13 protein-coding genes are annotated in these 16,162 nt (G+C 59.2%); 10 read left to right on the forward strand and 3 right to left on the reverse strand.

Going from position 1 to position 16,162, the window contains the following annotated elements; translation table 11 throughout:
• Positions 1–7: 7 nt before the first annotated feature.
• A complete protein-coding gene (locus tag GSR16_RS02115; protein ID WP_159874932.1) occupies positions 8–1,306 on the reverse strand; it encodes a dicarboxylate/amino acid:cation symporter in 1,299 nt (432 codons plus the stop codon).
• Between the two features lie 390 nt (positions 1,307–1,696).
• Between GSR16_RS02115 and GSR16_RS02120 the strand changes: the two genes are divergently transcribed.
• Positions 1,697–2,605 carry a DNA-binding protein gene (locus tag GSR16_RS02120; protein ID WP_159874933.1) on the forward strand — a complete coding sequence of 303 codons (909 nt, stop codon included), beginning with the start codon at positions 1,697–1,699 and terminating at the stop codon, positions 2,603–2,605.
• Positions 2,606–2,692: 87 nt separating this feature from the next.
• Here the strand turns inward: GSR16_RS02120 and GSR16_RS02125 are convergent, their stop codons facing one another.
• Positions 2,693–3,298, reverse strand: coding sequence for a MarC family protein (locus tag GSR16_RS02125; protein ID WP_159874934.1), 606 nt, complete (start codon positions 3,296–3,298; stop codon positions 2,693–2,695).
• 202 nt (positions 3,299–3,500) lie between these two features.
• Between GSR16_RS02125 and GSR16_RS02130 the strand changes: the two genes are divergently transcribed.
• Positions 3,501–4,457 (forward strand): DMT family transporter, encoded by a 957-nt coding sequence (locus tag GSR16_RS02130; protein WP_159874935.1) that lies wholly within the window; start codon positions 3,501–3,503, stop codon positions 4,455–4,457.
• A gap of 99 nt (positions 4,458–4,556) precedes the next feature.
• Here the strand turns inward: GSR16_RS02130 and GSR16_RS02135 are convergent, their stop codons facing one another.
• Positions 4,557–5,705: a THUMP domain-containing class I SAM-dependent RNA methyltransferase gene (locus GSR16_RS02135; RefSeq protein ID WP_240902648.1), complete on the reverse strand. Its 1,149-nt coding sequence runs from the start codon at positions 5,703–5,705 to the stop codon at positions 4,557–4,559.
• A gap of 1,933 nt (positions 5,706–7,638) precedes the next feature.
• On the opposite strand from GSR16_RS02135, the gene mutY reads away from it, so the two are divergent.
• The 8 genes from mutY to GSR16_RS02175 all read left to right on the forward strand — a co-directional run bounded on the left by mutY (position 7,639) and on the right by GSR16_RS02175 (position 16,126).
• Positions 7,639–8,676: an A/G-specific adenine glycosylase gene (gene mutY, locus GSR16_RS02140; RefSeq protein ID WP_159880702.1), complete on the forward strand. Its 1,038-nt coding sequence runs from the start codon at positions 7,639–7,641 to the stop codon at positions 8,674–8,676.
• A 55-nt stretch (positions 8,677–8,731) separates the two neighbouring features.
• Positions 8,732–10,936 carry a RelA/SpoT family protein gene (locus tag GSR16_RS02145; RefSeq protein ID WP_159874936.1) on the forward strand — a complete coding sequence of 735 codons (2,205 nt, stop codon included), beginning with the start codon at positions 8,732–8,734 and terminating at the stop codon, positions 10,934–10,936.
• A gap of 9 nt (positions 10,937–10,945) precedes the next feature.
• A complete protein-coding gene (locus GSR16_RS02150; protein ID WP_159874937.1) occupies positions 10,946–11,368 on the forward strand; it encodes an NUDIX hydrolase in 423 nt (140 codons plus the stop codon).
• A gap of 121 nt (positions 11,369–11,489) precedes the next feature.
• Positions 11,490–12,257 (forward strand): deoxyribose-phosphate aldolase, encoded by a 768-nt coding sequence (deoC, locus tag GSR16_RS02155; protein WP_159874938.1) that lies wholly within the window; start codon positions 11,490–11,492, stop codon positions 12,255–12,257.
• 100 nt (positions 12,258–12,357) lie between these two features.
• Complete coding sequence (gene deoA / locus GSR16_RS02160; protein WP_159874939.1) at positions 12,358–13,683, forward strand: thymidine phosphorylase; 1,326 nt, start codon at positions 12,358–12,360, stop codon at positions 13,681–13,683.
• 17 nt (positions 13,684–13,700) lie between these two features.
• Entirely contained in the window at positions 13,701–14,915 is a 1,215-nt protein-coding gene (locus GSR16_RS02165; RefSeq protein ID WP_159874940.1) for a phosphopentomutase, read from the forward strand.
• Between the two features lie 23 nt (positions 14,916–14,938).
• On the forward strand, positions 14,939–15,649 hold the full coding sequence (gene deoD, locus GSR16_RS02170; RefSeq protein WP_159874941.1) for a purine-nucleoside phosphorylase: 711 nt from the start codon (positions 14,939–14,941) through the stop codon (positions 15,647–15,649).
• 225 nt (positions 15,650–15,874) lie between these two features.
• Positions 15,875–16,126, forward strand: a complete 252-nt coding sequence (locus tag GSR16_RS02175; protein ID WP_159874942.1) for a hypothetical protein — start codon at positions 15,875–15,877, stop codon at positions 16,124–16,126.
• The last annotated feature ends 36 nt before the right edge of the window (positions 16,127–16,162 follow it).

Here is a 16,162-nt window from a genome sequence, read left to right on the forward strand (position 1 = left end):
TGCTGTATCAATGCTTGGCGGGTACGGCATCCGGTTCCGGCAGCACTTCACCGTTCAGCACGCGCTGCATGCGGTCCTGGTCCAGCGCTTTTTCCCAGCGGGCCACCACCACGGTGGCCACACCATTACCAATCAGGTTGGTGATGGCACGTGCCTCGGACATGAAGCGATCCACGCCGATCAGCAGAGCCAGGCCTTCTACCGGCAGCTTGCCGCCCAGTGTTGCCAAGGTGGCGGCAAGGGTGATGAAACCGCCGCCGGTGACTGCCGCCGCACCCTTGGAGGTCAGTAACAGCACGCCGATGATGCCCAGCTCTTCACCCAGACTCAGCTGCACATTGGTAGCCTGGGCAATGAAGATGGCCGCCATGGTCAGGTAGATGGAAGTGCCGTCCAGATTGAAGGAATAGCCGGTAGGAATCACCATGCCCACCACCGGTTTGGCGCAGCCCAGGTGTTCCATTTTCTTCATCATGCCCGGCAGGGCGGATTCGGACGAAGACGTACCCAGTACCAGCACGATTTCTTCCTTGATGTAGGCCAGAAACTTGAAGATGCTGAAGCCATTGAAGCGGGCGATGGCACCCAGTACCACAAAGACAAAGGCAAAGCAGGTCAGATAGACACAGGCCATCAGGAAGCCCAACTGCTTGAGCGAGCCCACGCCGTACTTGCCGATGGTGAAGGCCATGGCACCAAAAGCGCCGATTGGTGCCAGCTTCATCAGCATGTTGATCACGCCGAACAGGGCATGGGAAAACTCGTCCAGCATCGAAATGACGGTCTTGCCGCTGCTGCCCATGCGGGTAAGCGCCAGGCCCAGCAATACCGAGAACAGCAATACCTGCAGGATTTCACCGCTGGCAAAGGCACCCACCACCGTGTCCGGGATGATGTGCAGCAGGAAGTCCACGGTATTCATGTCCTTGGCTTCCGCCGTGTATTTGACGATTTCCTTGGCATGCAGAGTATGTGGGTCCACATTCAGGCCAGCACCCGGTTGCAGCAGGTTCACCACCACCAGGCCGATTACCAGCGCGAGTGTCGTGACGATTTCAAAATACAACAGGGACTTGACGCCGACGCGACCAACTTCCTTCATGTCGCCCATCTTGGCAATACCCACCACCACGGTGGAGAAGATGATGGGGGCAATCATCATCTTGATGAGCTTGATGAAAGCATCACCCAGCGGCTTCATTTTGGCGGCAGCTTCCGGATAGAAAGCACCCATCAGTACGCCGATGGAAATGGCAACCAGCACCTGGAAGTACAGGCGCGAGTAGAGCGGAGTTCTGGCTTGCATGTCTGGTCTCTTGTTCTCGGATGTTCGGAGGTTGAGCGTTGTTCCGGACCCTGTCTGGATCCTGTTGTTGCCTACATCCTAGCAAGCGATTGGTTTTAGGCTAATTGCTGATATCCCTAAGCTGAATGGATTGAACGGATAGTCGGCCAAAAACAGTTGATAAGCATAGCGTTGGTGCTGAATGGGTAACTGTACTTTGTGCCTGCTTTGATCCGTTGTGCATTTCCGGGTAACGCGAAAAAATCACAGCTTTACTCAAAAGCATTCTTGGTTCTGGCTGCACAAGCGGGACTGACCGGCAACAGTGGCCGTGTCATCCGGGAGTTGTGGCAATGGATGCCGTCGTTGCTTGGTGGACTGCATGTTCACTGCCAGTTAAAGGAAAAACCCATGGTTAATGTCGACTCGATCCCTGTTGAAGTGCGCGAGCGCATCCATAATGTTGCATCAGACCTGTACGCCAAAAATGGTCACCAGTCATTTCCTGCGCTGGACGAAGTCCGCAAATGTGCAAATGTCGATATGAACGTGGCCAGCCTGGTACTGAGGGAATGGCGCAAGATCCAGCCTGTCAGCCCCGAGCCACTGGGCAACAAGCTGCCCGTCCCTGTAGAAGAAGCAGGACTGGTGGCAATTCAGGCTGTCTGGATGCATGCCCAGCAGTTTGCAAATCAACATCTGCGTACTGCGCAAGCCGGCTGGCAGACTGAGCGGGATGAGCTGGATGCCCTGCGCGCTGAGCTGGCTGATGCATTTGAACGTCAGGCGGCCGAGCTGGAGGCCACCAGCCAGCAACTGAGTATGGTATTGGCACTGAATACACGGCAACAGCAAGAGCTGGAGCGTGCGGCTCCGCGCCTGGATGAATCGGCCAATCGTCTGGGGCAGACCGAATCGCGTCTGGTCGGGGTCGAGCGTGAGTTGAGCGAGACGCATGAGAAGCTGGCGCAGTCTTACGATGAGTTGCGCGCGCTGCGTCAGCAATGTGATGAACTGCGCAAGGAGTGCGATGTGCTGCGCAAGCAGCAAACAGCACTGCAAGAAGAGCTGCGTGTACAGCGTTCTGACAAGGAAAGTGCACACCGTGCCGTGGCCAGCTTGCGCCAGCAATTGCAGGAGGTCACGACAGAGCACGCTGGCGAATCTGCCTCCGCAGCATCCGCCCCTCCTGCTACTGCCACTGTTCCTGCTGCGGCAAAAGAACAAAGCGATCTTGAAGCTGCAGCATATGGTCAGTCAGTGACGGGGAGACTTGCAACGTCGTCACGTGCGGCAGACATGATTGTCCGATCGCGCTAGGGCGCATGCTTTGCATGCGCTTTCATTCATTCTTGGATATCAGGCTTGAACATCACTGTCTGATAGCCAATGTCACCCCTGCACAGTTTAATGAAACTGGCGGATATACGACGCCACGCCACCCAGCAGCATTTCAATCGAAATCGCCGTCAAAACCAGGCCCATCAATCGTTCCAGTGCTGTGATGGCCTGCTCGCCCAGCAATTTTTGCAAGCGTCCGGAAAACAGGAACACCACGGTGGTTACCAGCATGCAGATGGTGAGTGCGCCTATCCACTCCAGCATGCGCGATGGCTCGCGGGTGGACATCAGCAATACCGTAGCCATGGCAGAAGGCCCGGCAATCAGCGGAATGGCAATCGGCACGATGAAGGGTTCGCCATGCATCTTGTCACTGCCGAACACGCTGCCGCCCTCGCTGGGGAAAATCATCTTCAGTGCAATCAGGAACAGGATCACCCCGCCCGCCACCTGCATCGACTGATCGGTCAGGTGCATCACGTCCAGAAAATTGCGGCCGAAAAACATGAAAGTCAGCAGAACCAGAAAGGCGATCATGCATTCGCGGTACACCACTTTCTTGCGGCGCTCCGGTTTTACCTGCTTGAGCGCGGAGATGAACAGCGGAATATTGCCTAGTGGATCGGTAATCAGGATCAGCAAGACCGTGGCGGAAATGAAAGAAGTTTGCATGGTGGTGTCGACGTGTTGGTAGAGGTGATGTTCTGTCTATAGTGACAGCTATTATCTTGATAGTTAGTTTTTGGGAAAAATGCTATTGCAATCAAGTGCTCATTAGGATATCTGAAATGGGTGGTGATCATAATTTTTCAAAGATGTAGTTTGTTAACTTTGAAATATTTGTTTCACTGTTTCGTTTTGGGAGTTTTATGCCATGGCTCGTAATATGAATTCTAATTTTTATGTGATGCTAGGTATTGGTGCGAATGCCTTGTGGGGAGCGGCCTTTATTGTTCCGTATGCCTTGCATGACTTTCCTTCGGAGTTGATCACCATTTTTCGTTATTTTGTATATGGTGTTACTTCGATTGCTGTTTTGCTGTTGTTGGGTTTGGGTAATGTCAGAATTTCATTTCCCATTTTCATGGCGGCAAATGTAATCTCATTTTGTGGTAATGTGGGTTATTATCTTTTCTTGACCTTTGGTATCAAATATAGTGGTTTTGTCTATCCAGCGCTTATTATTGGCTTGTTGCCTGTTTCTGTCATCTTGTTTGGTGCATGTCAAGGCAGGAGGCAGTCACTGCTTGGCTTGCTGCCAGGTATTGGTTTGATTGTTTTTGGAATTGTATTGATTAATTTTTTGAGTGTGAATGATGCATCAGGCCTCACGCTGGATGCTGATCATGTTCGCGGCATTGTTTTTTCATTGATGGCTTTGTCGTTGCTTACAATATATTGCATTGCTAATGCCCGCTTTCTTAAGTCGAACATCGGTATTTCTTCATTGCGCTGGGCGGGTTTGCTGGGTATTTGCGCTTTATTGCAAAGTCTCCTGCTTACGCTCTTTGCCTATGTATTCGTCGGCCATGATATGTCAGTGTTCACAGCTTATTCTGCTGACAGGTTAATCGCCTTCATGCTTGGTGTGGTGTTCTTGGGTGTCTTTGTATCTTATGTGGCAATGTGGTTGTGGAATGTGTCGTCACGCCATATTTCCAGCATTGTGGCAGGGCGAGTGCTGTGTCTTGAGACCATTTTTGCGCTTGCCTACGGTTATATGCTGGATGCGCGCATGCCCCACTCATTCGAGTTGCTTGGTATCTGCCTTATTGTATTGGGTGGCTATCTTGTTCAGTGGTGCGCAGGGAGAGCGGGCCTGGAGGTGTGATGCATGGCGGCACGGCGGGTAGCTTGTTGCGCTGTAAACGAATATGAAGATGGACAAGGCCCGGCGATGCCGGGCCTTGTCCATTGTGGCTAATGCGTCTTATTCGGCAGCGCTGTCATCTGCGTTGGCATCCTCTGCGCCCAGTTTTTCGCGGCGGGCACTGCCGGCCACCATGGGGATGGCAAACAGGCGGCAAGGCAGGGAGCCGTTGAACAGCGGGGTGCGGCGCTTGACCGACAGGTGAATCATGTCGGACAGGCGCAGGTCGCCGCTGAAGAAGTGAGCAGTCCAGCCGGCAAAGTGAGCCTTCAGCCAGTCGCCCAGTTGCGGGTACAACTCGGCCAGCGCGTCCTGTTCGTCCATGCGCACGCCATAGGGCGGGTTGGTGACAATGAAGCCGCTGTCGGCAAACGGGCGTGCTTCCAGGATGTCCTGTGCCTGCAATTCGATGGTATCGGCCAGACCGGCGCGTTGCAGATTGGCACGGGCGATGGGCAGCATGTTGCGGGCGCGGTCGCTGCCCTTGATGGCCAGGTCGCGTACCGGCAGCTCGGCGGCGCGGGCTTCGCTCAGCAGGGCTTCCCAGGACAGTGCGTCAAATTCGCGCAGGCGCTGGAAACCAAAGCGGCGGTTGCGACCCGGCGCGCGTTTGAGAGCGATGTCGGCCGCTTCCACCAGGAAGGTGCCACTGCCGCACATCGGGTCCAGCAGCGGCTGGCTGCCATCATAACCGGCAATCAGCAGAATGCCGGCCGCCAGGTTTTCCCGCAGCGGTGCTTCGCCGGTTTCCTCGCGCCAGCCGCGCTTGAACAGCGGTTCGCCGCTGGTATCCAGGTAAATGGTGGCATGGTCGCGGGTGAGAAAGGTGTGGATGCGCATGTCCGGCGTGCGGGTGTCCACATTGGGACGACCGGCGTTGGCCTGACGGAAGCGGTCGCACACGGCATCTTTCACCTTGAGCGAAACAAAATCCAGGCTGCGCAGTTGTGCGCCAATGGCATCGGTTTTTACCTTGATGCTGCGCGATACGTCGAACCAGCGCGGCCAGTCAATCTGCATGGCCAACTGGTAGATATCGCTTTCCTGCTGGTAAGCGCCTTCGGCCAGCTTCAGCAGCACGCGGCTGGCAGTGCGGCTGTGCAGGTTGGCCTTCATCATGATGTCGGCGTCTCCACGGAAGGCCACCCCGCCGTCCACCTTGCTGACATCGTTGGCACCCATTGCGTTCAGCTCGGCCACCAGTGTCATTTCCAGGCCGCGCGGGCAGGGGGCGAACAAGGCCAGTTGCTTGTCGCGCAGGCCGGTCAGCGCATACACCGCTTGTGCGGCCAGCTTGTCGTTCCATGCCGGTTTGTCCGCACTTCTGGCTTGGCGGCTATCGTGCTGGCGCGGGTCGCGCTCCATGCGTCGAGGGCTGTCAAAAGGCTTGAGGCTGGCCGGGGAGTTGCCGCGCTCGCGGGGTTCCCAGCTGCGTTCATGACGGGCATCACGGCGCGGGCTGTCCTCGCGCTGGAAGCGCTCACGCGGTGCACTGTCTTCCCGGTGTTCGGCCGGTTTGGAGAACAGCTTGCGCGGTGCATTTTCTTGTGTCGGCTCGTCGCGACGGAAGCGGTTTTCCCGCTCGGCAGTCGGTGCTGGCAGGATTTCCGGGTCGTAGTAGCTGGCTGCGTCATGGCGTTCGGCACGGCGCGGAGCTTGTTCGCGTGGTGCTTCCTCACTGCGGAAGCGATTGTCTCGCGGCGCACTGTCATCACGACGCTCGGCCGCTTTGGAGAACAGTTTGCGCGGTGCTTGTTCCTGCGCCGGTTCGTCACGGCGGAAGCGGTTTTCGCGCTCGGCAGTCGGTGCCGGCAGAATTTCCGGGTCGTAGTGACGGGTGGCATCATTGTGCTCGAAGCGGCGCGGAGCCTGTTCACGCGGCTGCTCGTCACGGCGGAAGTGCTTGTCACGCGGGGCGCTGTCTTCACGATGCCCGGCTGGTTTGGCGAACAGCTTGCGGGGGCTTTGCTCGCTGGCTGCCGGTGCGGCAGGGGCATGGTCACGTTCCGGCTGACGCTCCATATTATGGCGTGCCGGCTTGTGCTCGATCTGACGATCCGGTTGGCTGTTCAGCGGTTTGCGGCCAGACGGGCCACGGTCACGCTGATAGCTGCGCTCGCCATCCGGGCGGCGTGATTCATGTAGATCGCCACGGTTGTCTGCCGGGTGCAGGCTGCGCGGTGCCGAAGCATCGCGTTCGCGTGGCGGATAGGGCTTGCGCTCGCCATCTCGGGCGTCGAAACGGCGTTGCTCGCCATCACGCGGCGGGTAGGGCTTGCGCTCGCGGTCGTCACGGTTGAACGGCTTGCGCTCACCATCACGCGGCTCGAAACGGCGCGGCTCGCCATCGCGTGGCGGATAAGGCTTGCGTTCGCGGTCATCACGGTTGAACGGTTTGCGTTCGCCGTCACGCTGTTCGAAACGGCGCGGCTCGCCATCGCGTGGCGGATAGGGCTTGCGTTCGCGGTCGTCACGGTTGAACGGCTTGCGCTCACCATCACGCGGCTCGAAACGGCGCGGCTCGCCATCGCGCGGCGGGTAAGGCTTGCGCTCGCGGTCGTCGCGGTTGAACGGCTTGCGTTCGCCGTCACGCGCATCGAAACGGCGCTGCTCGCCATCGCGTGGCGGATAGGGCTTGCGTTCACGGTCGTCACGGTTGAACGGTTTGCGTTCGCCATCACGCGGTTCGAAACGGCGCGGCTCGCCATCACGCGGCGGATAAGGCTTGCGTTCGCGGTCGTCACGGTTGAACGGCTTGCGTTCACCGTCACGCGCATCAAAGCGGCGCTGTTCTCCTTGGCGTGGCGGCTGGCCGGCGGCCGGACGGCGGGAGGAGTAAGGATCACGCGGGCCATCGGCCGACGGTGCTTTTTTCTGGATGATAGGTCCCTTGGCCGTGCCATCGGCGGGTGCGGCGGCACTACCAGCGGCAGGCTGAGCGGGGGAGGTGTCGCTGCTGCTGACATCGCGGCGCAGATTGGCGCGCTGGCGTGAACGGAAAGTGGCCATGGGTACATCCTTCAGATAAGCAAGCTTTAAGCAATCTTCCATTTTACCTTATTTGCAGGCGTACTGCTTGGTGCTGCTCCGTCTTTCAGGTAGCATGTCCGGTTCCCTTTTGTTTTGGCGCGGCTTTGCCATGTTGCAGGATTCATTTGCCACCCGTCTGGTGGCCTGGCAGGAACAGCAGGGCCGGCACGATCTGCCCTGGCAGGTGAGTGACCCATACCGGATCTGGTTGTCCGAGATCATGCTGCAGCAAACGCAGGTTACTGCGGTGCTGGGCTACTACGCGCGCTTTTTGCAGCATTTTCCTGATATTTCCAGCCTGGCGGCAGCGTCCGTCGATGAGGTGCTGGCCTTGTGGAGCGGCCTGGGTTATTACAGCCGGGCACGCAATCTGCACAAGGCGGCGCGCATGGTGATGGAGGAGTTTGGCGGCAGCTTTCCCTTCCGGCGCGAGGAAATCCAGCGCCTGCCTGGTGTCGGGCGTTCCACGGCGGCTGCAATTGCCGCCTTTGCCTTTGGTCAGCGCGAAACCATTCTGGATGGCAATGTCAAACGCGTGCTGACACGTTGCTTCGGCATCAGCGGTTTTCCGGGCGAGAAGGCAGTGGAAAACCGGCTGTGGACGCTGGCAGAATCTTTGCTGCCGTCTGATGGTGCACAGATGACTGCCTACACCCAGGGCCTGATGGATCTGGGTGCCACCGTGTGCGGTCGCAAACCGGCCTGTACCGTCTGCCCGATGGTGGACGGCTGCATGGCCGCACAGCAGGGGCGTACCCATGAGCTGCCCACGCCGCGTCCGAAGAAGGCCGTGCCTACCCGTCACACCGTCATGTTGCTGGCCCAGCATGGCGACAAGGTGTGGCTGGAGCGTCGCCCGCCCAGCGGTATCTGGGGCGGCCTGCTATCGCTGCCGGAATGTGCCGATTCTGCTGCGGTGGAAGCCTGGTTGGCCGGGCAGGGCAGGGGTGATGTGCTGCCCTCCTGGCCAGAACTGGAGCATGTGTTTACCCATTTTCGCTTGATCATTACCCCGGTGCCGGTGCGGCTGGATACGCTGACCAGCAACCGGGTGCAAGAGACCGCCGGGCAGTGGCTGCCTGTGGCCCAGGCGCTGGATGCCGGCTTGCCGGCACCGGTAAAGCGCCTGCTGCAGCGCCTGTCGGCCTGAGCAGCGGTCTGTCGGTGTTCATTTTTTGCGCAGCATGGCTGCCCAGGTGTGAGATATGGTTTCCGTAGTGCGTTCAATGGCCGATACCCTGGCCGATGCGGCCGACCCTAAACGGTGGCTGGAGCAGATGTCAGCTTCCTTGCCTGAGGCCGAAGCCAGCTTGCTGGCACGCGCCTTTGATGCCGCGCGCGAGCTGTATCGCGGCAAGGGGCTGGTCAGCACCGGTGAGGACCTGTTCAGCCACGCAGTTTCAGCCGCGGCTATTGTGGCTGACCTTAACCTGTTGACCGACGCCATTGTCGCCACCCTGTTGTTTGCCGTGCCGGACCACAAGCCGGACTGGCAGGGCTGGATGACGGAAAACTTCGGCCAGACCGTGACCGTGCTGGTGGACGGCGTGGGCGGGGTGCGCCGCATCACCGAACTGGCGCGCATCGACAAGCTGGAAACCCCGGAAGAGCGCGCCCGCCAAGCAGAAACCATGCGCAAGATGCTGCTGGCCATGGTGGCCGACATCCGTGTGGTGCTGATCAAGCTGGCCTGGCGTACCCAGACCATGCACTACCTGCCCCATGTGCACGATGAGGCGGTGCGCCGTGCCATCGCCATTGAAACGCTGGAACTGTTTGCGCCACTGGCCAACCGCCTGGGTGTATGGCAGATCAAATGGGAGCTGGAAGACCTGGGCTTCCGCCACACCGAGCCGGACAGCTACAAGAAAATTGCCAAACTGCTGGACGAGCGCAGGCTGGAGCGCATCGACTATATCGGCCGCGTGCTGGACACCCTGCGCGCGGAACTGAAAGCAGCAGGGGTCAAGGCCGATGTTGCCGGGCGGCCCAAACACATCTTCTCCATCTGGAAAAAGATGAAGAAGAAAAAGCTGGATTTCAGCGAACTGTACGACATCCGTGCCGTGCGCATCCTGGTGGACAAGCTGCCGGACTGCTACACCGCGCTTGGCATCATCCACGGCATGTGGCAGCCGATTCCCGGTGAGTTCGACGACTACATCTCTCATCCCAAGGCCAACAACTACCGCAGCTTGCACACGGCGGTGATCGGCCCGGAGGACAAGGCGCTGGAAGTGCAGATCCGCACTTTCGAAATGCACGAACATGCCGAATTTGGCGTGGCGGCGCACTGGCGCTACAAGGAGGGCGGCAAGGGCGATGCGCAGTACGAGGAAAAGATTTCTTGGCTGCGCCAACTGCTGGACTGGCGTGAGGAAATGTCCGACCGCGAAGGGCTGGCCGAAGCCTTCAAGACCGAGCTGTTCTCCGACACCATCTACGTACTGACCCCGCAGGGCCGGGTGCTGGCGCTGCCGCACGGTGCCACCCCCATCGATTTTGCCTACGCCATTCATACCGGGCTGGGCAACCGTTGCCGGGGTGCCAAGGTGGAAGGGCAGATCGTGCCCTTGTCCACCCCGCTGCAAAACGGCCAGCGCGTGGAAGTGCTGACCGCCAAGGAAGGCGGCCCTTCGGTCAACTGGCTGCACGATGGCTGGGTGAAAAGCCACCGCGCCATTTCCAAGATTCGCCAGTATATCCGCATGCAGAATGCGGACACGGTGCGCGAAACCGGCAAGCAGCTGTTCGAGCGCGAGCTGGCCCGCCACCCGCACCAGCAGCCTAATCTCACCCTGCTGGCAGAAAAACTGGGTTACGCCAAGCTGGACGAGGTGTACGGCGCGATGGGGCATGGTGAACTGAGCACCCGCGCTGTCGCCAACGCCATTGCCAGCTTTGCCCCGCCACCGCCGGTGGATGTGGAACCGGAAAGCATCATCCGCGCCAGTCGCGGCGGTCATGACGCTGGCGGCATCCTGATCGAAGGGGTGGACAACCTGATGACGGTACTGGCCAAGTGCTGCAAGCCGGCACCGCCGGATGCCGTGGTGGGCTTTGTCACCAAGGGGCGTGGCATTTCCATTCACCGCACCAATTGCCTCACCCTCAAGCGGCTGTCGGCTGATGTGCCGGAGCGGTTGATTGCCGCCGGCTGGGGCGATCAGAAAAGCAGCGTGTTTCCGATTGATATCGAAGTGGTGTCACTGGATCGCGGTGGCCTGCTACGCGATATTTCCGACGTGCTGTCTCGCGAAAAGCTCAACCTGATTGCGGTGCACACCCTGTCGCGTGATATGCGCGCCAAGATGCGCTTTACCGTGGAAGTACGCCAGGTACAGGACATCAGCCGGGTGCTGGCACGCATGATGGAACTGCCGGGCGTCACCGACGCTCGCCGGGTGTAAGCGCCGGTCATGAGCGCGCCGTTTTGCGGAGCCAAGGCCGTGCTGTTTTATCAGGACAGCCTGCTGGTGTATCTGCGCGACGACAAGCCGGGGCTGCCCTTTGCCGCCTGCTGGGATTTCCCCGGTGGCGGCAGGGAAGGGCAGGAAAGCCCGTTTTCCTGCCTGCAGCGCGAAACGCAAGAAGAGTTCGGTATCCTGTTACAGCCTGCACAAATCCTCTGGCAGCGCAGTTATCCCAGTTGGCACCAGCCGGGGGTGGTCAGCTTTTTCATGGCTGGCCAGTTGAATGCCAATCAGGTGCAAGCTATCCGCTTTGGTGACGAAGGTCAGTGCTGGGGCTGGATGAGTGCGGCAGACTATCTGGCGCAAACTGCCGCCGTGCCGTATTTGCAGCAGCGCCTGCGGGATTTTCAGGTCGCCGGGCAAGGCTAGTGCAGCCTGATGCACTGCACATTGCTTTCAGCTGAAGATATTTCCATAATCTAGCCCTTGCTCCGCCGGCATGGCCAGCCTGCCATTGCCGCCGTACGGATGCCCAACCGAGCCGGAACCCATGTCAGAACTCACAATCGCGGCACGCCGTGCCCTGTCCATGATGGACCTCACCACCCTTAACGATGACGACACCGATGACCGGGTGATTACCCTGTGCCAGCAAGCCGGCAGCAGCGCCGGCACGGTGGCGGCAGTCTGCGTCTATCCCCGTTTTGTCGCACTGGCGCGCCGTACGCTGGATGAGCTAGGCCTGTCGCAGGTTAAGGTGGCCACGGTGACCAACTTCCCGGCCGGTGGCGATGATATTGCCGTGGCTGTGGCCGAAACCGAGGCTGCCATTGCCGCCGGGGCGGATGAAGTAGACGTGGTGTTTCCGTATCGTGCCTTGCTGGCCGGCAAGGCCGATGTCGGTGCGGAGCTGGTGGCCGCTTGCAAGGAAGCCTGTGGCGACAAGCTGCTCAAGGTCATCATCGAAAGCGGTGAACTCAAGGACGCACGGCTGATCCGCGAGGCCAGCCTGATTGCCATCGCTGCCGGTGCCGACTTCATCAAGACCTCCACCGGCAAGGTAGCGGTGAATGCCACGCTGGATGCGGCAGGCATCATGCTGGCCGCCATCCGTTCCACGGGTGCCCGTTGTGGTTTCAAGGCAGCCGGGGGCGTGCGCACTGCCGCAGAAGCCGCCGAATACATCGATCTGGCTGAGCATCTGCTGGGCGAACCGTGGGTGACGGCGCAGCATTTCCGCTTTGGTGCCTCCAGCCTGCTGGCCAATCTGCAGGCCGAAATCGGCGGAACGGCAGCGGCAGCAGGCAGTGGCTACTGAGTACTGAGCTGCCGCCGATCCATATCATTCTGGCCGAAGCCCGTCTTCGGCCTTGTCTTTTCGGGGCCAGTTTTCAGCCCCTTTCTTGCAGGAGTGCAGCATGTTTTTGCCGCAGGAAGTGATACGCAAGAAGCGCGATGGACAAACACTGTCTGACCAGGACATTCAGCAGTTTGTTGCCGGCATTACCGACAACAGCGTAGCCGATAGCCAGATTGCCGCCCTGGCCATGGCGGTGTATTTCCGTGGCATGGAGCTGGAAGAAAACGTCGCCCTGGCCATGGCCATGCGTGACTCGGGACGCTGTCTGCACTGGGACGACCTGCACCTGCCCGGGCCGGTGCTGGACAAGCACTCCACCGGCGGGGTGGGCGATGTGGTGTCGCTGATGCTGGGCCCGCTGATTGCCGCCTGTGGCGGCTTTGTGCCGATGATCTCCGGCCGTGGCCTCGGTCATACCGGCGGCACGCTGGACAAGCTGTCGGCCATTCCCGGCTACAACCCGTTTCCCACACCGGAGCGCCTGCGTCAGGTGGTGCGCGAGGTCGGCGTGGCCATCATCGGCCAGACCGCTGACCTGGCACCGGCAGACCGCCGCTTTTACGCCACGCGTGACATCACCGCCACGGTGGAGTCCATTGCGCTGATCACCGCGTCCATCCTGTCCAAGAAGCTGGCAGCCGGGCTGGATGTGCTGGTGATGGACGTCAAGGCTGGTAGCGGGGCCTTCATGCCGAGCATGGAAGCCTCCATCGCGCTGGCCGAACGCATTGTCCATGTCGGCAATGGCGCTGGTGTGCGCACCAGCGCACTGATTACCGACATGAGTCAGCCGCTGGCCAGCAGCGCGGGTAACAGCCTGGAAACGTTGGAAGCGGTGCGCTACCTGTGTGGGGATGTACGCAATCCGTGCCTGCACGCCGTCACCATGGCCTTGTGCAGTGAAATGCTATTGGCCGGTGGGCTGGCCACCAACGAAGATGATGCGCGTCAGCGACTGGAGCAGGTTCTGGACTCTGGCCATGCTGCAGAGATTTTTGCGCGCATGGTGGCCGAGCTGGGTGGGCCGGCAGATTTTGTCGAGCACCATCAGCGTTATCTGCCGGCAGCACCGGTGCTGCGCCCGGTCTATGCTGAGCGCAGCGGCTTTGTCGCCGCCATGGACACCCGAGCCCTGGGCATGGCGGTTTGTGCGCTGGGTGGCGGTCGTCGCCTGGCCAGCGACCAGTTGGACTACCGGGTCGGCCTGACGCAGTTTGTCGAACTGGGACAGTGGGTGGCAGCCGATCAGCCTTTGTTGTTGATTCATGCTGCCGATGAATGTGGAGCCGACGAAGCCGCCCGCCGCATCCGCAGTGCCATTCGCCTGAGCGAGGCAGCACCAGCGACCTTGCCACTGGTCTATCAGACCATCCACTGCCGCTGAGCGCAGGAGACCACATCATGCAACGCGCCATCATCCTGATACTGGATTCGCTGGGCATCGGTGCTGCTGCCGATGCGCCGCAATTCGGCGATGCCGGCAGCAATACCCTGGGCCATATCGCCATGGAAGCTGCTGCTGGCCGTGCCGACAAGGGCCGCAGTGGCCCGCTATACCTACCCAATCTATCAAGAATGGGGCTGGGCCATGCCTGCCAGCTGTCATCCGGCTACTTCCCGGCCGGTATGGACCAGACCGCACCGATAGCCGCTTACGGCTATGCCCGCGAGCTGTCCAGCGGCAAGGACACCCCGTCCGGTCACTGGGAAATCGCCGGAGTGCCAGTACTGTTCGACTGGGGTTATTTCACGGACAAGGACAACAGCTTTCCCGCCGTCTTGCTGGATGAAATTGTCAGCAAGGCCGGGCTGGCCGGTTATCTGGGCAACTGCCATGCCTCCGGCACGGAAATTCTCGATCTTCTGGGCGAAGAGCATATGCGCACCGGCAAGCCGATTTTCTATACCTCGGCCGACTCGGTATTCCAGATTGCCTGCCACGAAGAAAGCTTTGGCCTGGAGCGGTTATACCAGCTGTGCCAGATCGCTCGTGCGGCGCTGGAACCCTACAATATCGGCCGCGTCATTGCCCGTCCGTTTGTGGGGGAAGGCAAGGGGGGCTTCGTGCGTACCGGTAACCGCAAGGACCTGGCACTGCCGCCGCCTGCTGCCACGGTGCTGCAAAAGGCGGCTGCGGCCGGCGGGCAGGTGGTATCCATTGGCAAGATCGCCGACATCTACGCCCATGTCGGCATTACCGAACAGCACAAGGCCACCGGTTTCGACCAGATCTGGGATGCCACGCTGGCGGCCATGCGTGATACCTCAGGGCGTGCCATCATCATGGCCAATTTCGTTGATTTCGATTCCAGCTACGGCCACCGCCGCGACATTGCCGGTTACGCCCGGGCGCTGGAGGAGTTTGATCGACGCCTGCCTGAGGTGATGGCTGCCTTGCAAGCAGACGATATCCTGATTCTTTCCGCCGATCACGGTTGTGATCCCACCTGGCCTGGCAGTGATCATACCCGTGAGCATATTCCGGTGCTGTGCTACGGCCATACGGTTAGGCCTGGCAACATCGGTGTCCGCACCACCTTTGCCGATATCGGCCAGAGCGTGGCCAGCCATCTGGGCCTGTCTGCCATGGATTACGGCATCTCATTCCTGAACTGAACCCCGCCACAAGGAGACACACCATGGCTACCCCGCATATCAATGCCCACAAAGGCGATTTTGCCGAAACCGTGCTGATGCCCGGCGACCCACTGCGCGCCAGGATGATTGCCGAAACCTTTCTGGACGATGCCAAGGAGGTCACCAGCGTGCGCAATATGCTGGGCTACACTGGTAGCTACAAGGGCAAGCGCTTGTCAGTGATGGCGCACGGCATGGGCATTCCCTCGGCCAGCATCTACACCACCGAACTGATTCAGCACTATGGGGTGAAGAACATCATCCGGGTTGGTTCCTGCGGTGCCGTTACCGCCAAAACCCAGCTGCGCGAGCTGTATATCGCCATGGGCGCCTGTACCGATAGCAAGGTCAACCGCATGCGCTTCAATAACCACGATTTTGCCGCCATTGCCGATTACACCTTGCTGCGCACGGCAGTGGATACCGCGGCCCAGCTGGGGCGCAGCGTATCGGTGGGCAATGTGTTTTCCGCCGACCTGTTCTACGGAGTGGAACCCACCATGCTGGAAGTGCTGGAACGGATGAACGTGCAGGTGATGGAAATGGAGCTGGCCGGCATCTATAGCGTGGCGGCACAGTATGGTGCCCGTGCGCTGGGCATTCTTACCGTGTCAGACATCATCCCCACTGGCGAAGCCGCCACTGCGGAAGAGCGGCAAACCACCTTTCACGAAATGATGGAACTGGCGCTGGAAACAGCCATCAAGTTGTAAGTAATTAGTGATGCTGCGGTGCGTCATCCAGCAGCCCCCAAACAGGGTTTTCTGGCTGTAAACTGCAGCGGTAAGCAACTTTTCTGCTTGATCTTCAGAGTGGAAACTACGTTTTCATTAAAAAATTCATTGAATATCAATGTGTTGTGATGTTGTTGTATCTGGTGCGATTTTTTTAGTGCAGTGCACAAAAAATACTTGCCAAACTACTGATCGGTACTGATAATGAAACCTGCATCAGGACGTGGCATGCAATGTGTGCGTTTTGGTGTTGTCTCCTCCATCCTCCTTCTTTTAGGTGGAACTTGGCGCAATCAAAATGGATTGCGCTTTTTTTTTGCCCTGCGCATGCACAACCCGGTGCAATCAAGTATCTTCCTGCGCTGCATGGCGTTTTTTTGCTGCTGCTGTGGCAAAAAAGGCCGCATTCCTGTCCCGTTTCAGCATTGTCATTTGCTTTGTTACACAATGGTTTGACAGTGGGAAGGGCACTGCATTAGAATCCGTAACTTT

Origin of the sequence: Aquitalea denitrificans, from assembly GCF_009856625.1 — a bacterium.
In the GTDB taxonomy this organism is placed as follows: Bacteria; Pseudomonadota; Gammaproteobacteria; order Burkholderiales; family Chromobacteriaceae; genus Aquitalea; species Aquitalea denitrificans.